This is a genomic window from Micromonospora sp. RTGN7 (assembly GCF_033804645.1).
In the GTDB taxonomy this organism is placed as follows: domain Bacteria; phylum Actinomycetota; class Actinomycetes; order Mycobacteriales; family Micromonosporaceae; genus Micromonospora.
In genome coordinates this window covers 68,457-91,032 of the sequence record NZ_JAPZLF010000009.1, presented here as the reverse complement: position 1 = coordinate 91,032, position 22,576 = coordinate 68,457, and the positions used below count along the sequence as shown (strand labels likewise).

Annotated in this window: 22 protein-coding genes; 9 read left to right on the top strand and 13 right to left on the bottom strand. The window is 72.7% G+C overall.

Annotated features, from left to right (window positions below):
• Position 1: 1 nt before the first annotated feature.
• The 5 genes from SNR22_RS15440 to SNR22_RS15420 all read right to left on the bottom strand — a co-directional run bounded on the left by SNR22_RS15440 (position 2) and on the right by SNR22_RS15420 (position 4,537).
• Complete coding sequence (locus tag SNR22_RS15440) at positions 2 to 631, bottom strand: DUF4178 domain-containing protein (protein WP_320067467.1); 630 nt, start codon at positions 629 to 631, stop codon at positions 2 to 4.
• 83 nt (positions 632 to 714) lie between these two features.
• The gene (locus tag SNR22_RS15435; protein WP_320067264.1) at positions 715 to 1,101 is read right to left on the bottom strand and encodes a hypothetical protein; all 387 of its coding nucleotides are present in this window, start codon (positions 1,099 to 1,101) and stop codon (positions 715 to 717) included.
• 84 nt (positions 1,102 to 1,185) lie between these two features.
• Positions 1,186 to 3,777: an ATP-dependent chaperone ClpB gene (clpB, locus tag SNR22_RS15430; RefSeq protein WP_320067263.1), complete on the bottom strand. Its 2,592-nt coding sequence runs from the start codon at positions 3,775 to 3,777 to the stop codon at positions 1,186 to 1,188.
• A gap of 137 nt (positions 3,778 to 3,914) precedes the next feature.
• Complete coding sequence (locus SNR22_RS15425) at positions 3,915 to 4,166, bottom strand: hypothetical protein (RefSeq protein ID WP_320067262.1); 252 nt, start codon at positions 4,164 to 4,166, stop codon at positions 3,915 to 3,917.
• Positions 4,163 to 4,537: a DivIVA domain-containing protein gene (locus SNR22_RS15420; protein ID WP_320067261.1), complete on the bottom strand. Its 375-nt coding sequence runs from the start codon at positions 4,535 to 4,537 to the stop codon at positions 4,163 to 4,165. The genes SNR22_RS15425 and SNR22_RS15420 overlap by 4 nt, the downstream gene beginning before the upstream one ends.
• Before the next feature lie 307 nt (positions 4,538 to 4,844).
• Between SNR22_RS15420 and SNR22_RS15415 the strand changes: the two genes are divergently transcribed.
• The gene (locus SNR22_RS15415) at positions 4,845 to 5,063 is read left to right on the top strand and encodes a winged helix-turn-helix domain-containing protein (protein ID WP_320067260.1); all 219 of its coding nucleotides are present in this window, start codon (positions 4,845 to 4,847) and stop codon (positions 5,061 to 5,063) included.
• Between the two features lie 90 nt (positions 5,064 to 5,153).
• Here SNR22_RS15415 and SNR22_RS15410 read toward each other — a convergent pair whose 3' ends face one another.
• Positions 5,154 to 6,251: a hypothetical protein gene (locus SNR22_RS15410; RefSeq protein WP_320067259.1), complete on the bottom strand. Its 1,098-nt coding sequence runs from the start codon at positions 6,249 to 6,251 to the stop codon at positions 5,154 to 5,156.
• Between the two features lie 32 nt (positions 6,252 to 6,283).
• Between SNR22_RS15410 and SNR22_RS15405 the strand changes: the two genes are divergently transcribed.
• The 3 genes from SNR22_RS15405 (at position 6,284) to SNR22_RS15395 (ending at position 8,613) form a co-directional block, all read left to right on the top strand.
• On the top strand, positions 6,284 to 6,784 hold the full coding sequence (locus tag SNR22_RS15405) for a cation:proton antiporter regulatory subunit (protein ID WP_320067258.1): 501 nt from the start codon (positions 6,284 to 6,286) through the stop codon (positions 6,782 to 6,784).
• A gap of 7 nt (positions 6,785 to 6,791) precedes the next feature.
• Positions 6,792 to 7,997, top strand: coding sequence for a cation:proton antiporter (locus SNR22_RS15400; protein ID WP_320067257.1), 1,206 nt, complete (start codon positions 6,792 to 6,794; stop codon positions 7,995 to 7,997).
• Positions 7,998 to 8,181: 184 nt separating this feature from the next.
• On the top strand, positions 8,182 to 8,613 hold the full coding sequence (locus SNR22_RS15395) for a hypothetical protein (RefSeq protein WP_320067256.1): 432 nt from the start codon (positions 8,182 to 8,184) through the stop codon (positions 8,611 to 8,613).
• A gap of 70 nt (positions 8,614 to 8,683) precedes the next feature.
• Here SNR22_RS15395 and SNR22_RS15390 read toward each other — a convergent pair whose 3' ends face one another.
• From SNR22_RS15390 to dnaK, 5 genes are all read right to left on the bottom strand, one after another.
• Positions 8,684 to 8,899, bottom strand: a complete 216-nt coding sequence (locus SNR22_RS15390) for a hypothetical protein (RefSeq protein WP_320067255.1) — start codon at positions 8,897 to 8,899, stop codon at positions 8,684 to 8,686.
• 157 nt (positions 8,900 to 9,056) lie between these two features.
• Entirely contained in the window at positions 9,057 to 9,491 is a 435-nt protein-coding gene (locus SNR22_RS15385; protein ID WP_320067254.1) for a heat shock protein transcriptional repressor HspR, read from the bottom strand.
• 32 nt (positions 9,492 to 9,523) lie between these two features.
• Entirely contained in the window at positions 9,524 to 10,714 is a 1,191-nt protein-coding gene (gene dnaJ, locus SNR22_RS15380; RefSeq protein ID WP_320067253.1) for a molecular chaperone DnaJ, read from the bottom strand.
• A 79-nt stretch (positions 10,715 to 10,793) separates the two neighbouring features.
• Positions 10,794 to 11,561, bottom strand: a complete 768-nt coding sequence (grpE, locus tag SNR22_RS15375) for a nucleotide exchange factor GrpE (protein ID WP_320067252.1) — start codon at positions 11,559 to 11,561, stop codon at positions 10,794 to 10,796.
• 47 nt (positions 11,562 to 11,608) lie between these two features.
• Complete coding sequence (gene dnaK, locus SNR22_RS15370) at positions 11,609 to 13,471, bottom strand: molecular chaperone DnaK (RefSeq protein ID WP_320067251.1); 1,863 nt, start codon at positions 13,469 to 13,471, stop codon at positions 11,609 to 11,611.
• A gap of 196 nt (positions 13,472 to 13,667) precedes the next feature.
• On the opposite strand from dnaK, the gene SNR22_RS15365 reads away from it, so the two are divergent.
• From SNR22_RS15365 to SNR22_RS15355, 3 genes are read left to right on the top strand one after another with little or no spacing between them, the layout of a single operon-like run.
• A complete protein-coding gene (locus SNR22_RS15365; RefSeq protein WP_320067250.1) occupies positions 13,668 to 15,512 on the top strand; it encodes a GTPase domain-containing protein in 1,845 nt (614 codons plus the stop codon).
• Complete coding sequence (locus tag SNR22_RS15360) at positions 15,509 to 17,200, top strand: GTPase (RefSeq protein ID WP_320067249.1); 1,692 nt, start codon at positions 15,509 to 15,511, stop codon at positions 17,198 to 17,200. Before SNR22_RS15365 ends, SNR22_RS15360 begins: the two co-directional genes overlap by 4 nt.
• A gap of 52 nt (positions 17,201 to 17,252) precedes the next feature.
• Complete coding sequence (locus SNR22_RS15355; RefSeq protein ID WP_320067248.1) at positions 17,253 to 18,473, top strand: hypothetical protein; 1,221 nt, start codon at positions 17,253 to 17,255, stop codon at positions 18,471 to 18,473.
• Positions 18,474 to 18,558: 85 nt separating this feature from the next.
• Here the strand turns inward: SNR22_RS15355 and SNR22_RS15350 are convergent, their stop codons facing one another.
• Entirely contained in the window at positions 18,559 to 19,152 is a 594-nt protein-coding gene (locus SNR22_RS15350) for a phosphoesterase PA-phosphatase (protein WP_320067247.1), read from the bottom strand.
• A gap of 29 nt (positions 19,153 to 19,181) precedes the next feature.
• Entirely contained in the window at positions 19,182 to 19,904 is a 723-nt protein-coding gene (locus SNR22_RS15345; protein ID WP_320067246.1) for a hypothetical protein, read from the bottom strand.
• Between the two features lie 495 nt (positions 19,905 to 20,399).
• On the opposite strand from SNR22_RS15345, the gene pdhA reads away from it, so the two are divergent.
• Complete coding sequence (gene pdhA / locus SNR22_RS15340; RefSeq protein ID WP_320067245.1) at positions 20,400 to 21,584, top strand: pyruvate dehydrogenase (acetyl-transferring) E1 component subunit alpha; 1,185 nt, start codon at positions 20,400 to 20,402, stop codon at positions 21,582 to 21,584.
• On the top strand, positions 21,584 to 22,573 hold the full coding sequence (locus tag SNR22_RS15335; RefSeq protein ID WP_320067244.1) for an alpha-ketoacid dehydrogenase subunit beta: 990 nt from the start codon (positions 21,584 to 21,586) through the stop codon (positions 22,571 to 22,573). Before pdhA ends, SNR22_RS15335 begins: the two co-directional genes overlap by 1 nt.
• Positions 22,574 to 22,576 lie beyond the last annotated feature (3 nt).

The window sequence follows — 22,576 nt, the reverse complement described above, 5'->3', positions numbered from 1 at the left end:
GTCAGCTCACCTTCCCCGGCCCGGCCTGCGGGTAGATCATCACTTCGGAGCGGTGCAGCAGGTCGCCCCGGGCCACCTCCCACGAGGCGTTTCCGTACGCCTCGAAGGAGAGCCGGAGGGTGCCCGGCCCCCGGTAGTCGTGGTATCGCATGGCCCCGGACGGGTCGAGCCCGGTGGTGCCGGTGCCGCTGAACAGCGCGTGCCCGGACTCCTTGCTGGTGTACCGGTGGCCGTCGAGGTCGATGGTCCGCGCGCCCGGGGTGAGGGTGAGCGCCGGGTCCGTCGTCCAGAACACCAGCGCCAGGTCGGGGTCCTCCTCGACGGAGAGCCAGAGCTGGCCACCCCCGGCGTCGTCGAGCAGGTGCTCCGACCAGGTCCAGCTGCCCTCCTTGAGCAACAGCGAGCCGCGCACCATGTACGAGGTCCCGCGGACCTCGACGATGTCGCCAGGGCTCAGCCGGCGTGGGTCGCCACGCAACGCGTCGGCGTCCCGGTCGCGGAACGGGTCCGCCGGGCGGGCATGCCCGGCCGGTCGGGTTCTGGCCCGCCGGGTCACCACCACGGCGACCACGATTCCGGCCACCGCGACGAGGCAGCCCGCCGCCGCCAGATATGCCACCGACTGGTGCATTCCGATCGCCTCCCCAGGTGCGTCGGCGGTGACGGTAACAACCCCGCGCACGTGGGGAAACCTGCAGAACGCTGAGTTGAGAGTCAGCTACCGGGCGTGCCGGGGGCGGCGAGCTGATCGGCGGCGTACACGCCCAGTTTCGTCCGGCCCATGACGCAGCCGGCGAAGGTAACGAACTCGGCTGCCTCGCCGCGCAGCGACTCCCAGGCCGCGCGGGCCGCCGCCGGGTCAGCCCGGTCAAGCAGGGTCGCCGCGTACGCCCGGCCGGCCGGCGAGCCGTGTGCCAGCAGCCAGTCGACCTTCCGCCGGGCCTGTTCCGGGTGCGCGTCGAGCTGCCGCTCGACCTCCCGGTACGCCTCGGTCTGCGGCAGCACCGTGCCGGCGATGCCCACTCCGCCGAAGGCGAGGGTGTCGGCCTTCGCCAACTCCTTCACCGCCGCGTCGAGTTCCTTGTTCCCGCGTCCGAACATGCCCTCTCCTTACTTTGAAGGAAGGGCCCCCGGTTAACGCAAAACGGTGCACAGGGGCCCTTCCTAGCCTCTGGGCGGCGGCCGTCAGCCCGCGGTGACCGTCAGGCCGTCCTTGCCGTCGGCCAGGTCGACCTTCACGGTGTCACCGTCGCGCACCGTGCCCGAGAGCAGCGCCCGGGCAAGCTGGTCGCCGATGGCGGACTGCACCAGCCGGCGCAGCGGGCGGGCACCGTAGATCGGGTCGTACCCGTACTCGGCCAGCCAGCCCCGGGCCGCCTCGGTGGTCTCCAGTCCGAGCCGACGGTCGGCCAGCCGCCGCCGCATCCGTTCCAACTGGATGTCGACGATGGCCCGCAGGTCGTCCCCCGCGAGCGAGGCGAAGACCACGATGTCGTCGAGCCGGTTGAGGAACTCCGGCTTGAAGTGCGACCGGACCACCGCCAGGACGCCCTCACGGCGCTGCTCCTCGGCCAGCGTCAGGTCGCCGATCACCGACGACCCGAGGTTGGAGGTGAGGACCAGGATCGCGTTGCGGAAGTCCACGGTACGGCCCTGGCCGTCGGTGAGCCGGCCGTCGTCGAGCACCTGGAGCAGCACGTCGAAGACGTCCGGGTGGGCCTTCTCCACCTCGTCGAGCAGGATCACCGAGTACGGCCGGCGACGGACCGCCTCGGTGAGCTGACCACCCTCGGAGTAGCCGACGTACCCGGGCGGGGCGCCGAGCAGGCGGGCGACGGAGTGCTTCTCGCCGTACTCGCTCATGTCGATGCGGACCATGGCCCGCTCGTCGTCGAAGAGGAACTCGGCGAGCGCCTTGGCCAGCTCGGTCTTGCCGACGCCGGTGGGGCCGAGGAACAGGAAGCTGCCGGTCGGGCGGTCCGGGTCGGCGATGCCGGCCCGGGCGCGGCGGACCGCGTCGGAAACCGCGCCGACCGCCTCGGTCTGGCCGACCACCCGGGAGCCGAGCGACTCCTCCATCCGGAGCAGCTTGGCGGTCTCGCCCTCCAGCAGCCGGCCGGCGGGGATGCCGGTCCAGGCGGCGACCACGGCGGCGATGTCGTCCGCGCCGACTTCCTCCTTGAGCATCGCGCCGTCGGCCTGGAGCCGGGCCAGTTCCTCCTCCGCCTTCGCCAGGTCGACCTTGAGCTCCGGGATCCGGCCGTAGCGCAGCTCGGCGGCCCGCTCCAGCTCGCCGTCGCGCTCGGCCCGCTCGGCCTCTCCGCCGAGCCGCTCCAGCTCCTCCTTGGCCGTGGAGAGCTTGGTGATGTGGCTCTTCTCCGTCTGCCAGCGCTCGGAGAGCGCGGTGAGCTGCTCGCGCTTGTCGGCCAACTCCTTGCGCAGCCGCTCCAGCCGCTCGGCGGAGGCGGGGTCCGGCTCCTTGGCCAGCGCCATCTCCTCGATCTCCAGCCGGCGTACCGCTCGCTCGATCTCGTCCACCTCGACCGGCCGGGAGTCGATCTCCATGCGCAGCCGGGACGCGGACTCGTCAACCAGGTCGATGGCCTTGTCCGGCAGGAACCGGTCGGTGATGTAGCGGTCGGAGAGGGAAGCGGCGGCGACCAGGGCGGCGTCGGTGATCCGGACGCCGTGGTGCACCTCGTAGCGCTCCTTGAGCCCGCGCAGGATGCCGATGGTGTCCTCGATGGTCGGCTCGCCGACCAGCACCGGCTGGAAACGACGCTCCAACGCCGGGTCCTTCTCGATGTGCTCGCGGTACTCGTCGAGGGTGGTCGCGCCGACCATCCGCAGCTCGCCCCGGGCCAGCATCGGCTTGAGCATGTTGCCGGCATCCATCGAGCCCTCGCCCTTGCCGGCGCCGACGACGGTGTGCAGCTCGTCGAGGAAGGTGATGACCTGGCCGTTGGAGTTCTTGATCTCCTCCAGCACGGACTTCAACCGCTCCTCGAACTGGCCCCGGTACTGGGCGCCGGCGACCATCGCGCCGAGGTCGAGCGAGATCAGCTTCTTGCCCCGCAGCGACTCGGGCACGTCGCCGGCCACGATCCGCTGGGCCAGGCCCTCGACGATCGCGGTCTTGCCGACGCCGGGCTCGCCGATCAGCACCGGGTTGTTCTTGGTACGCCGGGACAGCACCTGGATCACCCGGCGGATCTCGGAGTCCCGGCCGATCACCGGGTCGATCTTGCCGTCCCGTGCGCTGGCGGTCAGGTCGACGCCGAACTTGGCCAGGGCCTGGTAGGTCTGCTCGGGGTCGACGGTGGTAACCCGCCGGTCCCCGCCCCGGACGATCGGGAAGGCGGCGACCAGGTTCTCCTCGGTCGCGCCGGCGTTCTTCAGCGCGCCGGCGACCACGCCGCCAACCCGGGCCAGGCCGGCGAGCAGGTGCTCGGTCGAGGTGTATTCGTCGCCCAGCGGCCGGGCGATCTGCTCGGCGGCGCCGATGGCGTTGACGAACTCGCGGGCCAGCGTGGGCTCGACGAGGCTGGAACCCCGGGCCGCCGGCAGGGCGTCCACCGCGCGCTGGGCGGCCCGGCGCAGCTCGGCGGGGTCGGCCCCGGCGGCGCGCAGCAGGCCGGCGGCGGTCGACCCCGCGGTGTCCAGCAGTGACAGCAGCAGATGCCAGGGCTCCACAGTGGCGTGACCGCGCTGGTTCGCCAGCGCGACGGCACCGGTGATGCTCTCGCGGCTCTTGGTGGTAAGACGTTCCGTGTTCATGGGCTCCCCCGGGATCGGCGTGTCCACTAGGAAGGACACAACCAGAGTTGAGCCTATTCCGCTCAACCTTGGGGGTGTGACCTGAGTCACCAATCGGGGTGACCCGAGCCGAGGGGCGGGCGTGGACGCAACCCCGATCAGCGGGGCACCCGGGCGGCGCAGGGCGTCTCGTGGTCGGCGCGCAGCACGCAGCGCCGCCCGCCGTCGAGCCGACGGTCGCAGAACACGCGGTGGCGTACCCCCTGGTTGTCCTCGGTCGAGACGGTCGTCTCGCCGGGGTCGACGCGGGTGACGATGGCCAGCGACCGGACGGCGGTGCGGGCCAGAATCTTGGCGCGGGCCAGGTCGGCCGCCGTCACCGGCAGGTGAATGACGTACCGGCTGCTCACGGCCGCCGGGCCAGGTCGCGCGCGGCGGGTGCCTGGCGGGACTGCCACTCCCGCAACGCCGTCTTGATCCAGGCGACCTCCTCGCGGCTGCGCGCCGAGGCGGCGTAGGCGGCGGCCAGGTCGGCGGCGACCCGGTCGAGGAACTCGGCAACCTCCACCGGGTCCGCGCCGCGCCGGCGCAGCGTGAAGGTCCGGCTCCGCACCTGCCAGGGCCGAAGCGGAAGGCACGACCACGAGCGGTACGCGCTGACCGGCGGCCGGTTGCGCGGACCGCGCCCGACGGTCCGGGCGGTCCCGGAGGGCTGGCCGGGCGCCGGGCCCGGCCCGGCGAACCAGCGGCTGAACAGGGATCGCAGGAGTGCACGCACCACAGGCTTGTCCTTTCCTCGACGACTCGGTGTGCGCGGTGCCGGAAGGGGCGATCGGCCGACACACCGTCGACCGACCGCCCGGCCCTGCCAGCACAGCCGCCAAGCCGTACGCAAACAGGGCCACCGGGGAGGTGGGAACGGTCAACCGGGGATGCCGTCCCGCCCCGTCGAGCGCCCCAAGTGCCATCCGGGGGCGTTCAACAGCAACCTACAATCGGTACCAGTTGTAGGTCAATGACCAACCCCCAATTGCTTGAGGTTGGAGGTCGCGTCGTGATCGAATGGGCATGCCATCCGGGGAGTGTGCATGCCCAAGCAGCAGTACCAAGTGCTCGCAGACGAGCTACGAAACAAGATCGAATCAGGCGAGTGGCCGCTCGGCACGAAGCTGCCAAGTCGGTCGCAACTCTGCAAGGACTACGGCGTGTCCGACACCGTGGTCGGGAAGGCCATGATGATCCTCCGAGCGACCGGGCTGACCGAGACCCTCGAAGGAGTAGGCGTGTTCGTGGCGGAGAAGCAGTAGCTCGGAGCAACATCGAGCCCGACAGCCACACGGGGCAGCTCTGTAGCGGGCGGAACAGGGCCGGCCCGGCCGTGCCACCCGACCGGCAGGTCAGGTCGGCTCCAGCACCACCCGCACCCAGTGGCGGCCACCGACCGTCCCCGTGGCCAGGAGCACCTCGTCAGGGGTGCGGCCCATCACCGTGCCGTCGTCGAGCAGGGTCAGGTAGTGCTCGGGGCCGAGCGGCCAGTCGAGCCGGTCGTACCAGCCATCGGCGACGACGCCCACGCCGTCCGGGCCGCTGACGGCGAACCGCCCGGTGGTCAGGGGCACCGCCGAGAGCGCCCGCGCGGGGTGTCCCCCGGCGGGTAACGGTATCCACCGGCCCAGGTATCGCCAGAAGGTGGGAAAGCTCGTCCGGTCCGGCGGCCATCCGACCAGCCGCGCCTCGCCGTCCGGCCCGACCATCGGCCGCAGCACCCCGACCTCGCCGCCGGACGCCGGCACCGCCGTCCGCTGCCAGCTCCGCCCGCCGTCGGGCGAGATCGCCGCGTACGGTTTCCCGCCGTTGACGCCTGCCGCCACCAGCAGGCCGCGGGTCTCGACGAGGCCCTGCAGCCCGGGCACCGGCGGCTGGGCGGGCAGGGGCGTCATCCGCTGCCCCTGCCAGCGAACCGCCCGGCCGGTGGCCTCGTCGATCTGGAACCGGCCCTGGGCGGCCTGCCATGCGGCGGGGGCCCGTTCCCCGACGGTGTGCGCGAACGTGACGCCGCCGTCGGTGGAGACGTACCAGTCGTGGGGGTCGGCGAAGATCGCCAGCACGCCCGGGACGACGTAGAGCTGCGGGTTCGCGGAGAGCGAGGGCGGATGTCGGAGTTGCCGCCAGGTGCGCCCGCCGTCGACGGTGGAGTAGAGCAGCGCCGGGCAACTCCGGTCCACCGGCGGGCCGCAGCCGCTGAACTGGGCGTACCCGCGCTCGGCGGAGACGAACTCGACGTACGGCGCCTCGTACCGCCGGCCGACGGCGACCCGGACGTGGCGTACCTCGACATCAGCGGCCGGGGTCGGCGGCGCCGGCTCGGTCTCGGCCGGCCGGGGCGACGCGGTCATCCGGTCCGGCGGCCGGCGGCGGACATCGCCGATCGAACAGCCCGCCAGCAGCGGTACGAGCAGCAGCGCCAGCCCGCTGCGCGTCACCTGACCAGTCATCGACCGCCATCCCAGCCTGTAGCCTTACCGCCGTGCGAGTACGTGTCGAACAGACTGCCCTACCCGGGATCGGAATGCGTCACGATCTGGTGACGGAATCCGGCCGCCGGCTCGGCGTCGTTTCCCACCGAAATGGCCGCCGAGACCTCGTCCTTTATGACCCGGATGATCCCGATGCCTGCCAGTCAGACATACCCCTCACCGACGACGAGGCGGAGGCGCTGGCCGACATCCTCGGTGCGTCGCTGATGCTCGGCCAGCTCGCCGGGCTGCGCGAGCAGGCGGCCGGGCTGCTCACCGAGCAGGTCGTCATTCCGGCTGGCTCGAAGTACGTCAACAAGCGGCTCGGTGACACCAAGGCACGCACCAAGACGAGCGCCTCCATCGTCGCGGTGCTGCGCCACGGCGAGGTAATCGTCTCGCCGGACCCGACCTTCCGATTCGAGGCCGGTGACGTGGTGGTCGTGGTCGGGACCCGCAAGGGCCTCGACGGCGTGACAGCCATCCTCGCCGACAACGAGCCGGACGGCTGAGCCGCGGATGCACGAAACCACGACGCTGCTCATCGAGGTCGGTGCGCTGCTCTTCCTGCTTGGGCTGCTGGGGCGGCTCGGGCGGCGGATCGGCCTCTCCCCCATTCCGCTCTACCTGCTCGCCGGGCTCGTCTTCGGGCACGGCGGCGTGCTTCCGCTGGCCGCCAGCGAGGAGTTCTTCGCCGTCGGCGCCGAGATCGGCGTGATCCTGCTGCTGGTCATGTTGGGCCTGGAATACTCGGCCGGCGAACTGGTCGGCAACCTGCGCTCGGCGGCACCCGCCGGCCTGATCGACGCGGTCCTCAACGCCGTGCCCGGCGCGGCGTTCGCCTTCATGCTCGGCTGGGACTGGGTGGCCGCCCTCGTGCTCGGCGGCATCACCTGGGTCTCCTCGTCCGGCGTGATCGCCAAGGTGCTGGCCGACCTGGGCCGGCTCGGTAACCGGGAGACGCCGGTGATCCTCTCGGTGCTGGTCATCGAGGACCTGGCGATGGCGCTCTACCTTCCGCTGCTCACCGCGGTGCTGGCCGGCAGCGGCCTGCTCGGCGGCGGCATCGCACTCAGCGTCGCGGTCGGCACCGTCGTGCTGGTGCTCGTGGTGGCGATCCGGTACGGCCATCTGATCTCCACGGCCCTGTCGGCAAAAGACCCGGAGGCGCTGCTGCTCGGCGTGCTCGGGCTGACCCTGCTGGTCTCCGGCATCGCGGCGAAGCTTCAGGTGTCGGCGGCGGTCGGCGCGTTCCTCGTCGGCATCGCCCTGTCCGGACCGGTGGCGCACCACGCCACCGAGATGCTCTCCCCGTTGCGGGACCTCTTCGCCGCCGTCTTCTTCGTCTTCTTCGGACTGGTGACCGACCCTCGGGACATCCCGCCCGTGCTGCTGCCGGCGCTCGCGCTGGCCGTGGTGACGATGGGCACCAAGACGCTCACCGGGTACCTGGCCGCGAGGCGGGTCGGGATCGCCGAGCCCGGCCGTTGGCGAGCCGGGCTGGCCCTGGTGCCACGCGGTGAGTTCTCCATCGTCATCGCCGGGCTCGCCGTCGCCGCCGGCAGCGTCGAGCCGAAACTGGCCGCGTTGGCCACGGCGTACGTGCTGCTCACCGTGGTGACCGGGCCGATGCTGGCCCGCCTGCCGGACTTCGCCTGGTTCAAGGTGTGGTTGCGCCAGCGGGCCGTCCAACAGCGCGTGAAACCGCTGGTCAGCACCGACTGATTAGCGCCACCGGCATCGTATTCGGGCCGGGTCGACCGGCCGGTCGATCCGGCCCGGCCCATCAGTTGCCGAATTGGTGTCACAGCCCCATGGCGCTGGTCAGCGGCCCGGGTTACCGTTCGGCCAGCAGCCAGGATCCTCGGGTGGCCGGTCCTCCCCGCGGACGCGAGCGGAAGATTGGCCGGTGAGCGTGCAGGAGTCGACGTTCCACGGCTTCACCAACCCCGTCGACCCCTCCCCGGCGGAGTTGCGGGCGTGGGCCTACCAACCGGCCTCGGTGCCGCTGACCTCGATGCCCCCGGACTGGGACCTGCTGCTCGCCGGGGACCATCTGGTGCAGACGCTCTTCGAGCTGGCAATGGACCGGGCCTGCCCGGCCCGCCGGTTCGCCCTGCACTGCCTCTACATCTACGCCGCCGACGGCATCCGGACGGCCTTCCGCGCCCACCCGAAGCGGCGCTTCCGAAAACTCGTGGAGCAGGCGGAACGGACCGGCGACGAGCTGATGCGGAACTGGGCGCACAACGGCCGCGTGCTGCTGGCCCGCCCGGACCTCTTCGTCTACCGCGACTGGTGCGAGGGCGGCCTGGTTCGGGAGAACCGCCGCATCGGCTGACCCGACGGGCGGGAACGGCGAACGGGCCGGGTTCCCCCGTGGAACCCGGCCCGCACGTTCCGAGCGGCCGTCAGGCGGGTGGCCCGCCGCGCTCTCCTTGCCGCGCGTCCCGCTCGGTGCGCCCCTGGTCGCCGCCGTGGTCGGACTGGTCGGCGAACCGACCCTTCCTGATCTTGTCGGTGAACCGGCTCTCGGTGATCGTGTTGAACTTCTCGCGGGCAGACTTCGCGACGTGGTCGAGCCGTTCCTCCGCGTGCTGCGCTATCTTCCTGGCCGGTTCCGACATGGCTCCCCCTCGCCGACGCGGTCGATCCAGTGATGCGCTCGGCCCGTATTGTGCTGATTGGACCTGATTTAGAGGTTAACGGAACCAGCCCGGCCCGCGCCGGGATACCCGGGAAGCGGACCGGGCCGTCAAGCGGGCCGGGAGAGGGGGACGGCGGTCAGCGGTCGCGGCGGGGACGCCAGACCACCAGAGCCGTGGAGACGCGGCTGGTGGGCACCAGGTCACGGCCCGGGAACCGGGCCAGCGACTCCAGCTCCGCCACCCGGCGGTACGCGGCGTCGAGCTCCGCCTCCAGCCGGGCGATCCGCTGCTGCGCCTGCTCGAGCAGGCGTTCCTGGCCGATGATCCGCTTGACCCCGGCCAGGTTGACCCCCTCGTCCTGGCTGAGCCGCTGCACCTCGCGCAGCAGCACCACGTCCCGGATGCTGTAGCGGCGCCCGCCGCCGGCCGCCCGCCCGGCCTGTACCAGGCCGAGCCGGTCGTACTGACGCAGCGTCTGGGGATGCATCCCCGCCATCCGTGCCGCCACCGAGATCATCAGGACCTTGGCCTCGTAGGCAGGGTCATCCGAGCCGATGAACTCCACCGACATCCCCGCTCACCTCCGTACGCACTCCAGCTGGATCAACTGAACCGACGCACCTTGGCGTCGAGGTGTTCCCGGGCGGCCGGCGGGGTCTGCTCGGCGAACGCCTCCAGCGCCGCCCGCGCCTCGTCGGTCACCCGTGCCGGCACCACCACGTCGAGCATGACCAGCAGGTCGCCGGCCTGGCCGTCCCGGCGTACCACGCCCTTGCCTCGGGCCCGCAGCACCCGGCCGCCCGGGGTTCCCGGTGGCACCCGCAGGGTCACCGTGCCGTCGAGCGTGGGAACCCGCAGGTCCGTGCCGAGCACGGCCTCCGGGAAGGTGATCGGCACGGTCAGCGTCAGGTCGTCCCCGGTACGCCCGAACAACTCGTCCGGGCGGACCTTCACCTGCACGAAAAGGTCCCCGGCCGGACCGCCGCGCTCACCCGGCTCGCCGCGCCCGGCCAGCCGGATCCGCTGCCCGTCGGCCACCCCGGCGGGGAAGCGGACGTTCAGCGTGCGAGCCTTGGTGACCCCGCCCGTGCCGTGGCACTCCGGGCACTTCTCCTCGACGACTGTGCCCACGCCCTGGCAGTTGCGGCACGGCTCGGAGAAGCTGAACGACCCCTGGTTGCGGTTGGTCAGCCCGACGCCGTGGCAGACCGGGCAGGTCACCGGCTGGGTGCCGGGCTTCGCCCCGCTGCCGTGACAGGTGTCGCAGACCCCGGGCGCACGCAGGGTCAGCGGGAGGGTCACCCCGCGGACCGCGTCGCCGAAGTCGAGCACCACCTCGGTCTCGATGTCCCGGCCCTTGGCCGGGCCACGAGGACGGGACGGGCCGCCGGTTGCCCCGCCACCCGAGAACATCGAACTGAACAGGTCCTGGAAGCCGGCACCGCCGCCGAAACGCCGGTCACCGCCGCCGGCCCCGCCGCCGAACAGGTCGGAGGGGTCGAACGACTGCCCGCCCGGCCCGCCCGCACCCCGGGCGTTGCGCCGGAACGCGCCCGAGCCGAACAGGGAGCGCATCTCGTCGTACTCGCGGCGCTTGGCTTCGTCGCCGAGTACCCCGTACGCCTCGGAGACGGCCTTGAACCGCTCCTCGGCCTGCGGTTCGCCGGGGTTGTGGTCCGGGTGTGACTCCCGAGCCAGCTTCCGGTACGACTTCTTGATCTCGTCCGAGGAGGCGGACTTCTGCACGCCAAGCGTGGCGTAGTAGTCCTTCTCGATCCAGTCCTTGGAACTCACCGATCCACCCCCTTCCACGGGACGCACCCTGGTCGTCCCGCCCGCCCGGTGCGGGCGGGCGGGACGATGCGGGTCGGCACTACTCCGGGTCGGCGACCGCGACCATGGCCGGCCGCAGCAGCCGCTCGCCGAGTTGGTAGCCCCGACGCATGACCTGCACGCAGGTCGGCTCGGTCACGTCGGCGGAGGTCTGGTGGGCCACCGCCTCGTGCCGGGTCGGGTCGAACGGATCGCCCTGCTCGCCGAAGGCGGACAGGTTGAACTTGCCGAGCGCGGTGGTGAGCTGTTCGGCCACCGCGCCGAACGGGCCCACCAGGTCGCCGTGCTCGCGTGCCCGGTCCAGGTCATCCAGGATCGGTAGCAGCGCGGCGAGCACCGAGCCGGTGGCCTGCTCCTGGACCAGGCTGCGGTCCCGGTCCACCCGCTTGCGGTAGTTGGCGTACTCCGCCGACACCCGCTTGACGTCCCGGGTCCGCTCGTCGAGCTCGGCCCGCAGCGCCTCCAGCTCAGCGCCGAGCGGCGCGCCGGTGGCCGGGGCACCGCCGTCGACGGGCTGGGCCGGGGCGTCCACCACGGGAGGACCCTCGGGCGTCGGCCCGTCCACGGCGTTGGCCTCGACCTCGATCTCGTCGACAATCACCTCGGCGTCGGCGACCAGCCCCTCCGCCGGAACGTCCGCCCCGGCGTCGGCGGCCGCGGGCTCCTCCGACTTGTCCGACTTGCCGATCTTGCGGTTGTCACGGATGACGACCCGCGGCTGCTCGCCGGCGGCCTGCCCCGCGGTCGCGGAGCCACCCGGCGTCGACCCGGTGGAGCCCGGGTCGGCGGCTCCTGGCTTCTCCGTCATGCGGTTACCTCATCCCTCTGCCGTGAGTGTGTGTCCGAGGCGGATCGTCACTTCTTGTCCTTGTCCTCGTCCACGATCTCCGCGTCGACCACGTCGTCGGCGCCGCCGGCCTGCGGGCCGCCGGTCGCACCGGCGCCCGCGCCGGCCGCACCCGGCTGCTGCTCACCCTGCTCGGCCTGCTGCGAGTAGAGCAGCGAGCCGGCTTGCTGGGAGACCTGCGCGAGCCGCTCGTGGGCCGCCTTGATCTTCTCGATGTCCTGGCCGCCGAGCGCGCCGCGCAGCTCACCGAGGGCCTCGTTGATCTGCTCCCGGCTCTCGCCGGGCAGCTTGTCGCCGCTCTCGGCGAGGAACTTCTCGGTCTGCCACTGGAGCGCCTCGGCCAGGTTGCGGGTCTCGGCCTCCTCGCGACGACGCTTGTCGTCGTCGGCGTGCTCCTCGGCGTCCCGGCGCATCCGCTCGATGTCGTCCTTCGGCAGCGAGGAGCCGCCGGTGATCATCATCTTCTGTTCCTTGCCGGTGCCCAGGTCCTTGGCGTGCACGTTCACGATGCCGTTGGCGTCGATGTCGAACGTGACCTCGACCTGCGGCACGCCGCGCGGCGCCGGCGGGAGGCCGGTCAGCTCGAAGGTGCCGAGCTTCTTGTTGTAGGCCGCGATCTCCCGCTCACCCTGGAACACCTGGATCAGCACCGACGGCTGGTTGTCGTCCGCCGTGGTGAAGACCTCGGAGCGCTTGGTCGGGATGGTGGTGTTGCGCTCGATGAGCTTGGTGAAGATGCCGCCCTTGGTCTCGATGCCCAGGCTCAGCGGGGTCACGTCGAGCAGCAGGACGTCCTTGACCTCACCCTTGAGCACGCCGGCCTGGAGGGCTGCGCCGACGGCGACGACCTCGTCCGGGTTGACGCCCTTGTTCGGGTCGCGGCCGGTGAGCTGCTTGACCAGGTCGGTGACGGCCGGCATCCGGGTCGAGCCGCCGACGAGGATCACGTGGTCGACACCGGAGATCTTGATCCCGGCGTCCTTCACGGCCTGCTCGAACGGGCCCTTGCAGCGGTCCAGCAGGTCCTGCGTCATCCGCTGGAACTCGGCGCGGCTGAGCGTCACGTCCAGGTGCAGCGGGCCGGCCGCGCCGGCGGTGATGTAGGGCAGGTTGATGTTGCTGGTGGTGGCCGCCGACAGCTCGATCTTGGCCTTCTCGGCCGCCTCGCGGAGCCGCTGGAGAGCCATCTTGTCCTGGGCCAGGTCGATGCCGTGCTCGCCCCGGAAGGTCTTCACCAGGTGGTCGATGATCCGCTGGTCCCAGTCGTCGCCACCGAGCTGGTTGTCACCGCTGGTGGACTTCACCTCGACGACGCCCTCGGCCAACTCCAGCAGCGACACGTCGAAGGTGCCGCCGCCGAGGTCGAAGACCAGGACGGTCTGCTCCTGGGAGCCCTTGTCCAGCCCGTACGCCAGGGCGGCGGCGGTCGGCTCGTTGACGATCCGCAGCACGTTGAAGCCGGCGATCTCGCCGGCCTCCTTGGTGGCCTGGCGCTGGCTGTCGTTGAAGTAGGCCGGGACGGTGATCACCGCGTCGCTGATCTGCTCGCCCAGGTACGCCTCGGCGTCCCGCTTCAGCTTCATCAGCGTGCGGGCCGAGATCTCCTGCGGGGTGTACTTCTTGCCGTCGATGTCGACGGACCAGTTGGTGCCGACCTCCCGCTTGACCGAGCGGATCGTCCGATCCGGGTTGGTCACCGCCTGACGCTTGGCGACCTCGCCGACGAGCACCTCGCCGTTGCGGGCGAACGCGACGATCGACGGCGTCGTCCGCGATCCCTCAGCGTTGGCGATGACGGTGGGCTCACCGCCCTCGAGAACGCTCACGCAGGAGTTCGTCGTGCCGAGGTCGATACCGACCGCACGTGCCATCTTCGCTTCCTCGCTTCATTACGTTGGAACAGGTGACGGGCGCTGCCCGTCGCGCATTGGACAACAAGTTGAGTGAACTTGACTCAATAGTGCCACGCCCACGGCGATCGTCAAGTCGAGTTGAGTCGACTCGACGCAACTCACATTGGAGGGAGCCCGGTTGTCTTCAGTTGCATCGGTCGGGCACGCTTTAGCAGTGACGACGCACGGCGACCCCGCCATCCACACCGGTTCGCCCGCCGTCGCCGCCCGCACCGGCGGGGCAGAGACCGGCGAGGACCCGGCCGTCCCCTCGGACGACGGCCTGCCCGTCGCGCTCACCGGCCTGCGGGCCGCGATCGACGCGGCCCGGTTCCCGCTCGCCCTGCCCTCGGCCGAGCCCGCCCGCCAGGCCGGCGCGGGCCTCACCGCCCAGCTCGACGACTATTTGCTGCCTCGCCTGGCCCGGCTCGACGCGCCCCTGCTGGTGGTCGTCGGCGGCTCCACCGGTGCCGGCAAGTCGACCCTGGTCAACAGCCTGGTCCAGGCCCGGGTCAGCGCCGCCGGGGTGCTCCGGCCCACCACCCGCTCGCCGGTGCTCGTGTGCAACCCGACCGACTCCGGCTGGTTCCGCCAGGGCGAGCTCCTGCCCGGCCTCACCCGCACCAGCGAGCCGAGCGAGGACCCGGGCACCCTCCAACTGGTCACCGCCCCGGCGCTCCCCGCCGGCCTGGCCTTCCTCGACGCCCCGGACATCGACTCGGTGGTCGACGCCAACCGGGCGCTGGCCGGTCAACTCCTCGCCGCAGCCGACCTCTGGCTCTTCGTCACCACCGCCGCCCGGTACGCCGACGCGGTCCCCTGGGAACTGCTGCACACCGCCCGGGCCCGGGGCGTGGTGATCGCCATGGTGCTCGACCGGGTGCCGGCGGAGGCCACCGACGAGGTCGCCGCCCATCTGGCCGAGATGCTCGCCGCCCGGGGCCTCGGCGCGGCACCGCTGTTCGCCCTGCCCGAGACCTGGGTCGACGGGCAGGGCCTGCTGCCGGACAAGATCACCGCCCCGCTGAGCGCCTGGTTCGGCCGACTCGCCGCCGACGCCGGGGCGCGGGCCGCCGTCGTCCGGCAGACCCTGGACGGCGCGCTCGCCGCCCTGCACTCCTCGGTGGAAGGGCTGGCCGACGCCGCCGACGAACAGGCCGCCGCCGCCAACGCCCTCGACGAGCGGGTCCAGGCCGCGTACCGGGGGGCCGAGCGGACCGTCGAGCAGGGGCTGAAGGACGGCCGGCTGCTCCGCGGCGAGGTGCTCGCCCGCTGGCAGGAATTCGTCGGCACCGGCGAGTTCTTCCGCACCATGGAGGCGCGGATCGGCCGGTTGCGCGACCGGGTGGTGGCGGCGGTGACGGGCCGGCCCGCCCCCGCCACGGAGCTGCGCAACGCCATCGAGTCCCAGCTCGTCACGCTGCTGCGCGGGGTGGCCGCCGAGGCAGCCGAGAACGTGTACACCGGGTGGAAGGCGCACCCGGCCGGTGCGGCGCTGCTCGACCCGCCGCTGGCCCACCCGGGCGAGGACTTCCCCGACCGCGCCGAGCGGCTGGTGCGCGACTGGCAGCGCGGGGTGCTAGAGCTGGTCCGGGCCGAGGGCGGCGACAAGCGGTTCGTCGCCCGCACGGCCGCGTACGCGGTCAACGCCACCGGGCTGGCCGTGATGATCGCCGTGTTCGCCTCGACCGCCTTCATCCCGACCGGGCTGGAGGTGGCCACCGGGGCCGGCACGACCGTCGCCGCGCAGGCCGTGCTCCAGGCGATCTTCGGCGACCAGGCCGTGCGTACGCTGGCCAACCAGGCCCGGGACGACCTGCTGGCCCGGGTCCGGGAACTGCTCGACGCCGAGGCCGACCGGTTCCTCTCCCGAACGGCGGCGGCCCGGCCGACGACGGACGCCGGCGACGCGCTGCGGACCGCGGCCGACCGGGTGGAGGACGCCCGGCACCGCAGCGGCCTCACGGAGGCCGACGCGTCGGCCCTGCCGCCGGCGACACCCGAGGGCGAGGTCCGGTGACCAACATCGTGGGACGGGTACGCGAGGCGTTGCGGGGTGACCAGCGGGTCGACGCGGACGCGCTGATCGACCGCCTGGACGCGGTCCGCCGGTTCCTCGACGCGGTGGACGGGCACCTCCCCGACACCGCCCTGGTGCCCGCGCACACCCTGGTCGAACGGGCCGGCACCCGGCTGGCGCTCTCCCGCGACCACACCGTCGTCGCCCTCGCCGGCGCCACCGGCAGCGGCAAGTCGAGCCTGTTCAACGCGCTCGCCCGACTGACCCTCTCCACGGTCGGGGTGCGCCGCCCCACCACCGGGGTGGCGCACGCCTGCGTCTGGGGCCCGCTGGACGGGGCGAACCGGCTGCTCGACTGGGTCGGTGTGCTGCCCCGGCACCGGTTCGTCCGGGAGAGCGCGCTGGACGCCGACGACGAGTCCGCCCTGCACGGGCTGGTCCTGCTCGACCTGCCCGACTTCGACTCGGTGCAGCGGTCGCACCGACTGGAGGTGGACCGGCTGCTCGGCCTGGTCGACCTGGTGGTCTGGGTCGTCGACCCGCAGAAGTACGCCGACCGGCTGATCCACACCAGCTACCTGCGCGAGTTCCACCGGCACCGCGACGTGACGCTGGTGGTGCTCAACCAGGCCGACCGGCTGCCCCCTGCCGAGCTGCCCCGGGTGCTGGACGACCTGCGCCGGCTGCTCGACGCCGACGGGCTGGGCGGGGTGCCGCTGCTGGCCACCACCGCCGTCGACCCGTCCGGGATCGTCGAGCTGCGCGGCACGCTGGAACGTACGGTCGCCGACCGGCAGGCCGCGCTGCGTCGCCTCGCCGGTGACGTCGACACGGTTGTCGCCGGGCTGGCCGAGCTGGTCGCCGCCGAGTCACCCGCCGGCGGGCCGGACGAGGGGACCGTCGGGGCGCTGACCAGGGCGCTGGCCGGGGCGGCCGGCGTGCCGGCGGTGGCCGCTGCGGTCGAGGGGGCGTACCGGCACCGGGCCGTCGCGAACACCGGCTGGCCGCTGGTGCGGGGCTGGCGGCGGCTGCGCCCCGACCCGCTGCGCCGGCTGCACCTACCCGGCCCGGCCACCGGCGGCGGGGCCGAGGGCCCGGCGGAGAGCCTGGTCGCCGCGACCTCCGTACCCGATCCGACCGTCGCCCAGCGCTCGGCGCTGGGGCTGGCCGTGCGGGCGGTGGCGGACCGCGCCGGGGCCGGCCTCCCTGCCCCGTGGGCGACCGCCGTGACCTCCGCCGCCCGCTCGCGACTGGGCGACCTGCCGGATGCCCTGGACCGCGCCGTGGCGGGCACCGACCTCGGAATGGACCGCCGACCGCTCTGGTGGCGGTTCGTGGGCGGGGTGCAGTGGCTGGTCACGATCGCGGCCGTGGCGGGCCTCGGCTGGCTCGCCCTCGGCTACGCGCTGCGCGCCCTCGGCCTGCCCGCCCTGGAGTATCCCCGGGTCGGCGAGGCCCCGCTGCCCACCGTGCTGCTGCTCGGTGGCCTGCTCGCCGGGCTGCTGCTGGCGGCGCTGAGCCGCCCGGTGGTGCGGTGGTCGGCCCGCCGGGCCTGCCGTCGGGCCGAGCGTCGACTCACCGCCGGGGTGGACGCGGTCGGCCGGGAGTACGTGCTGACACCGGTCCGGGCGGTGCTCGACCGCTACGGGCTGGCGAGGCAGGCGTTACGCGACGCTGACGGCCGCTGACCGCCCTACTCCTTCACTGTCCGGCTCCCCCGCGCGGGCGTAGTGTCGATGCATGGCCACGCCCCAGACCCCCTACGACGCGGTGCTGCACGCCGCACGCGACGTGACCAGACTCGACACCGCCCTCGATGCCGAGATGCTCGGCGCAGCGCTGCTCGGCAGCGTCTACGCGGTCGCGGAGATCGACCGGGAGGGGGCGGTGCGGGAGTTCGTCGCCGGCTTCCTGGCCGCCACCGCCCGCCGCCGCACGGCCGCCGCCAAGACCATCCGCTCCGTCTTCGCCACGCTGGTGCCGGAGGCGGAGGGGGCGGCGAAGGTCCGTCCCGGCACCCAGGCACCCGCCTGGTCGGAGCAGCTCGGCCGGGTGCGCCTCACCGGCACCTGGTGCTACGGCGATGTGTACGGCGACCAGACCTCCTACCTGGCCACCTTCGCCTACGACGACGACACCGACGGCGGCCCGGAGCACGCGCTGGTGGCCCTGATCGACCACAACATCGGCATCGCCAAGGACGTCTTCGTCGGTGGCCCCGCCGGGCGGATCGTCGACCAGGTCCGGGAGATGGTCGACGGCGACGAGCTGACCTGGTTCCGGGAGGAGGACCCGGCCCGGATGCACGGCGAGGTCCGCCGGCACCTCGCGGTGACCGACGACCTCAGCGAGCTGCCCGCCGAGGGTTCGCTCGCCACCGATCGCGCGCTGGCCGGCGCGCGCCTGGCGCTGCTGCCCCCACCGGCGCGTCCCACCCGGGACGCCGCGCCGCTCTCCGGCGACGAGCGGACCGCACTGGTCCGGGCGTTCCTCGCCTCGCCCGAGGCGGCCCGATTCGACCTGGACCCGTCCGACGACGCGGGGCTGGCCTCGCTGCACTTCTGCCTCAGCCTGCTACTCGACCACGCCGCGAGCTTCCCCGACGCCGACGCGCTGCGGTGGAGCCCCACGGTGGCCGAGCTGTTCCTGCTCGACTGGGTGCACCGGCGGGCCGTGCTTGACATGGACGACGCCGCGATGCTCCCCCGGGTGCTGCGCGGCTGGGCGGCGTACGCGGCTCGGCGCAGGGCGCTACCGGGGGCGGCGGCGGCCCAGACCGACACCGCGATCGAGGAGATGATCCCCGAGTTCGCCCGGCTCTACTCGACCGGGGAGCGGCGCAGCCCGGCCACCGCGGCCGTGGCCCAGCTGATGGCCGACGGGGTGGACCCGGACGACCCGGTCGCCCTGGACGCCTGGATCGAGGCGAACCGGCACCGGCTCGCCGACGACGGCGCCTGACCCGGCGGGCTCAAGCGGCGGTCTCACACACCGGTCTCACGCGGCGGGGCGTGCCGGCCCGGGGTGGCCCCGTCGGCGGGGCGGATCAGTTGAGCGTGGCGAAGACGACGCCGGCGACCAGCCCGCCGACGGTGCCGCCGACCACCACCTGCGGCACCGTGTGGGCGCGCAGCCGCACCCTGGACCAGCCCGCCAGCACGGGCAGTGGCGCGGCGGCGAGCAGCGGGACGCCGAAGGTGAGCACCAGCACCACCACGGCCCCGGCGGCCACCGCCGTGTGAATCGACATCTTCCACCAGTGGCTCACCGTCACCGCCACGACCAGCCCCACCACCCCGGCGGCCACCAGGGCCAGCAGCGGACGGGGCGCGCCGAACGCCGCGAGCAGGGCCCACCCGGCGGCCACCGAGGCCAGCCCGAACAGCAACGGCAGCCGGCGCTGCTCACGCACGCCGACATGGTGGTCGGTGAGCCGCCCGCGCCGCACCCCACCGAGGATGTACGCGAACGGGATGCCGCTGGCGAAGACGGTGGCGAGCAGCCCCCAGGCCAGCCCGTGTACGCCGTCCCGGGCGCTGTGCCAGCCGATCGCCACGGTCAGCACGGTCACCAGGACGGCGGGGGCGGTCAGCTCGGTGACCAGCCGGGCGATCCGCAGGCCCGGCCCGGCCGGCGCCACCGGGTGCTCGGCGGGAAGGCCCGGTTCGCTCAGCGCCCCGTCCCCGGTGTCGCGGGCGGCTCGGCGCTGACCGTGAACGGCTCGGCGCTGACCGTGGGCAGCTCGGCGCTGACCGTGGGTTCGGTGCCGCCCGACGGGGCCGGCGCCTGGGTCGAGTCGGAGTGCGTCACCGTGGGTTCGGCCGGTGTCGGCGGCTCCGGCGTCTGAGGATCCGGCGTCGACGGGTCGGTCGGCGGGGGCGCCGGGGTCGGGTTCGGTGCCGGGGTCGGCGAGGGCGTCGCCGTGGGCGGGCGGGCGGCGGGGGGCGGGACCGGTGCCCGGGGTGGCGGGTGGCGTATGGCGTCCGGGTCGGACCGGTCGGGGTCGGCCGGGGCGGGGGCCAGCGGCGGGAGGCCGGGCCCCCACAGTCCGGCCGTCGGCACCACGATCACGCTCGGCCGGATGGACGGGATGACGGCCGGCTGGCCGATCGCCGGCACCGGGACGATCACCGGGCCGACGGACGGGGTCGGGATGAACGGGGTGCCGCCGTCCGGTAGCGCCGTGCTGCCCACGGTGGCCGACCCGGCGCTGATGGCGGCGAGGATCGGCATCGAGGCGGTGCCGGCGAGCAGTGCGACGGTGACGAGGTACCCCCGGGCGGGGCCCCCGGAGCCGGTGGCGCGATGCGCGCCGACGACCGGGCGGTAGCCGCCGCCCGTACGGTGCCGGCCGAGCAGCGGAGCGGTCGGACCCTCACCTGGCTGGGACACGCGCACTCCTCGTCGTCGATCAAGGCCACGGACGGCAGCACTTCCTGACAAAAGGACATAGCCCCACGAAACGCCCGCCCGGTGCCATCAGCTTGGACCAGTGACGGACAGTTCACCAGGAGATACCGCGTGTCGACACACAATTTGTCCGCCGCCGCCGGGGGCTCTCGATCTGCCCGCGACAAATACCGTGATTAGCCGCTAAGCCGACAGCGACCGGAAACCTGGGCGGGCGTACTGTGGGGCCGCTCACCTCCTCTGCGAATATGGACCACGACGGCAACGCAGCCACGGCCTCCGCGCACCCGCGGCAGGCGCGGTTGGGCCGGCGCTCCCGAACCGGGTTCGTCCCACGGATCCGGCTCACGCCGCGCGGCAACCTCCACCGGGGCCAGGCGCGGCCGCCAGGACCAGTCCGGCACCAGCCGGGCCGGCGCACGATTTGCGCGGACGGGTCACCCCCGAGGCCGGCGCAGACACGACAGGGAGAGACGGATGGCAAAGGGCGACCCCGGGGTCACCACCCGCGGCCGGCGGGCCGCACCCCGTTCCAAGCGAGCCGCAAAGGCTGCTGCCGGCAACCCGGAACTCGTACAGCTGCTCACGCCCTCCGGCGAGCGCGTCGAGAACGCGTTCGGCCCGGACGGAACGGAGTACCGCGTCGACTTCACCGACGAGGAGTACCGCGGGCTCTACCGCGACCTCGTGCTGGTCCGCAAGCTCGACGCCGAGGCGACCGCGTTGCAGCGGCAGGGCGAGCTGGGCCTATGGGCCAGCCTGCTGGGCCAGGAGGCGGCGCAGGTCGGCTCCGGCCGGGCGCTACGCAGCCAGGACATGGCCTTCCCGACGTACCGGGAGCACGGCGTCCTCTACTGCCGGGGCATCGACCCGATCATGCCGCTCGGCCTGTTCCGCGGCGTCGACCAGGGCGGCTGGGATCCGAACGAGTTCAAGTTCAACATGTACACGATCGTGATCGGGGCGCAGACCCTGCACGCGACCGGATACGCCATGGGCATCGCCATGGACGGCAAAACCGGCGGTGACGACGGCGAGGCGGTGATCGCCTACTTCGGCGACGGTGCGACGAGCCAGGGCGACGTGAACGAGTCGTTCGTGTGGGCCAGCGTCTTCAACAGCCCGCTGGTGTTCTTCTGCCAGAACAACCAGTACGCCATCTCCGAGCCGCTGGAGCGGCAGACCCGGGTCCCGCTCTACCAGCGGGCGGACGGCTTCGGCTTCCCCGGCGTCCGGGTGGACGGCAACGACGTGCTCGCCTCGTACGCGGTGACCCGGCACGCGCTGGACGCCGCGCGGCACGGCCAGGGCCCGAGCCTGATCGAGGCGTACACCTACCGGATGGGGGCGCACACCACCTCCGACGATCCGACTCGGTACCGGATCGCCAGTGAGGTCGAGGCCTGGCAGGCCAAGGACCCGATCGCCCGGATGAAGGCGTTCCTGACCCAGCAGCAGATCGTCGACGACAGCTTCTTCGCCGAGGTGGACGAGCAGGCCCGTGCCGAGTCGGTACACCTGCGCGAGCGGGTGCTCGCCATGCCCGACCCCGAGCCGGTGACGATGTTCGACCACGTCTACCCCCACGGGTCCCCCGAGCTCGACGAGCAGCGGGCGCAGTTCAGCCGCTACATGGAGTCCTTCGAGGGGAGCGCCCACTGATGGCCACGGAGATGCTCACCCTCGGCAAGGCGGTCAACGCCGGCCTGCGCCGGGCCCTGGAGGACGACCAGAAGGTCATTCTCATGGGCGAGGACATCGGCAAGCTCGGCGGCGTCTTCCGGGTCACCGACGGGCTTCAGAAGGACTTCGGCGACCAGCGGGTGATCGACACCCCGCTGGCCGAGTCCGGCATCATCGGCACCGCGGTCGGCCTGGCCATCCGCGGCTTCCGCCCGGTCTGCGAGATCCAGTTCGACGGCTTCGTCTACCCCGCGTACGACCAGATCGTGTCGCAGGTGGCGAAGATGCACTACCGCTCGCAGGGCAAGGTACGCATCCCGATGGTCATCCGGATCCCGTACGGCGGGGGCATCGGCGCGGTCGAACACCACTCGGAGTCACCGGAGGCATACTTCGCGCACACCGCCGGCCTGAAGGTGGTGACCTGCTCCAACCCGCAGGACGCGTACCTGATGATCCAGCAGGCGATCGCCTCGGACGATCCGATCGTCTTCCTGGAGCCGAAGCGGCGCTACTGGGAGAAGGGGCCGGTCGAGCTGGACGCCGCGCTGTCGGAGGCGTACCCGCTGCACTCCGCCCGGGTGGTGCGGCCCGGCGCGGACGCCACCGTGCTGGCGTACGGGCCGATGGTGCGAACCTGCCTGGAGGCGGCGACCGCCGCGGCCGAGGACGGCCGGGAGTTGGAGGTCATCGACCTGCGCACGCTCTCCCCACTGGACCTGACCGCCGCGTACGAGTCGGTGCGGCGCACCGGCCGCTGCGTGGTCGTGCACGAGGCCCCGGGCAACCTGGGCCTGGGCTCGGAGATCGCCGCCCGGATCACCGAGAAGTGCTTCTACTCCCTGGAGTCCCCGGTGCTGCGCGTCACCGGCTTCGACACCCCCTACCCGGCCTCCCGGGTGGAGGAGGAGTACCTGCCGGACCTCGACCGGGTGCTCGACGCCGTCGACCGCACCTTCGGTTGGTGACCG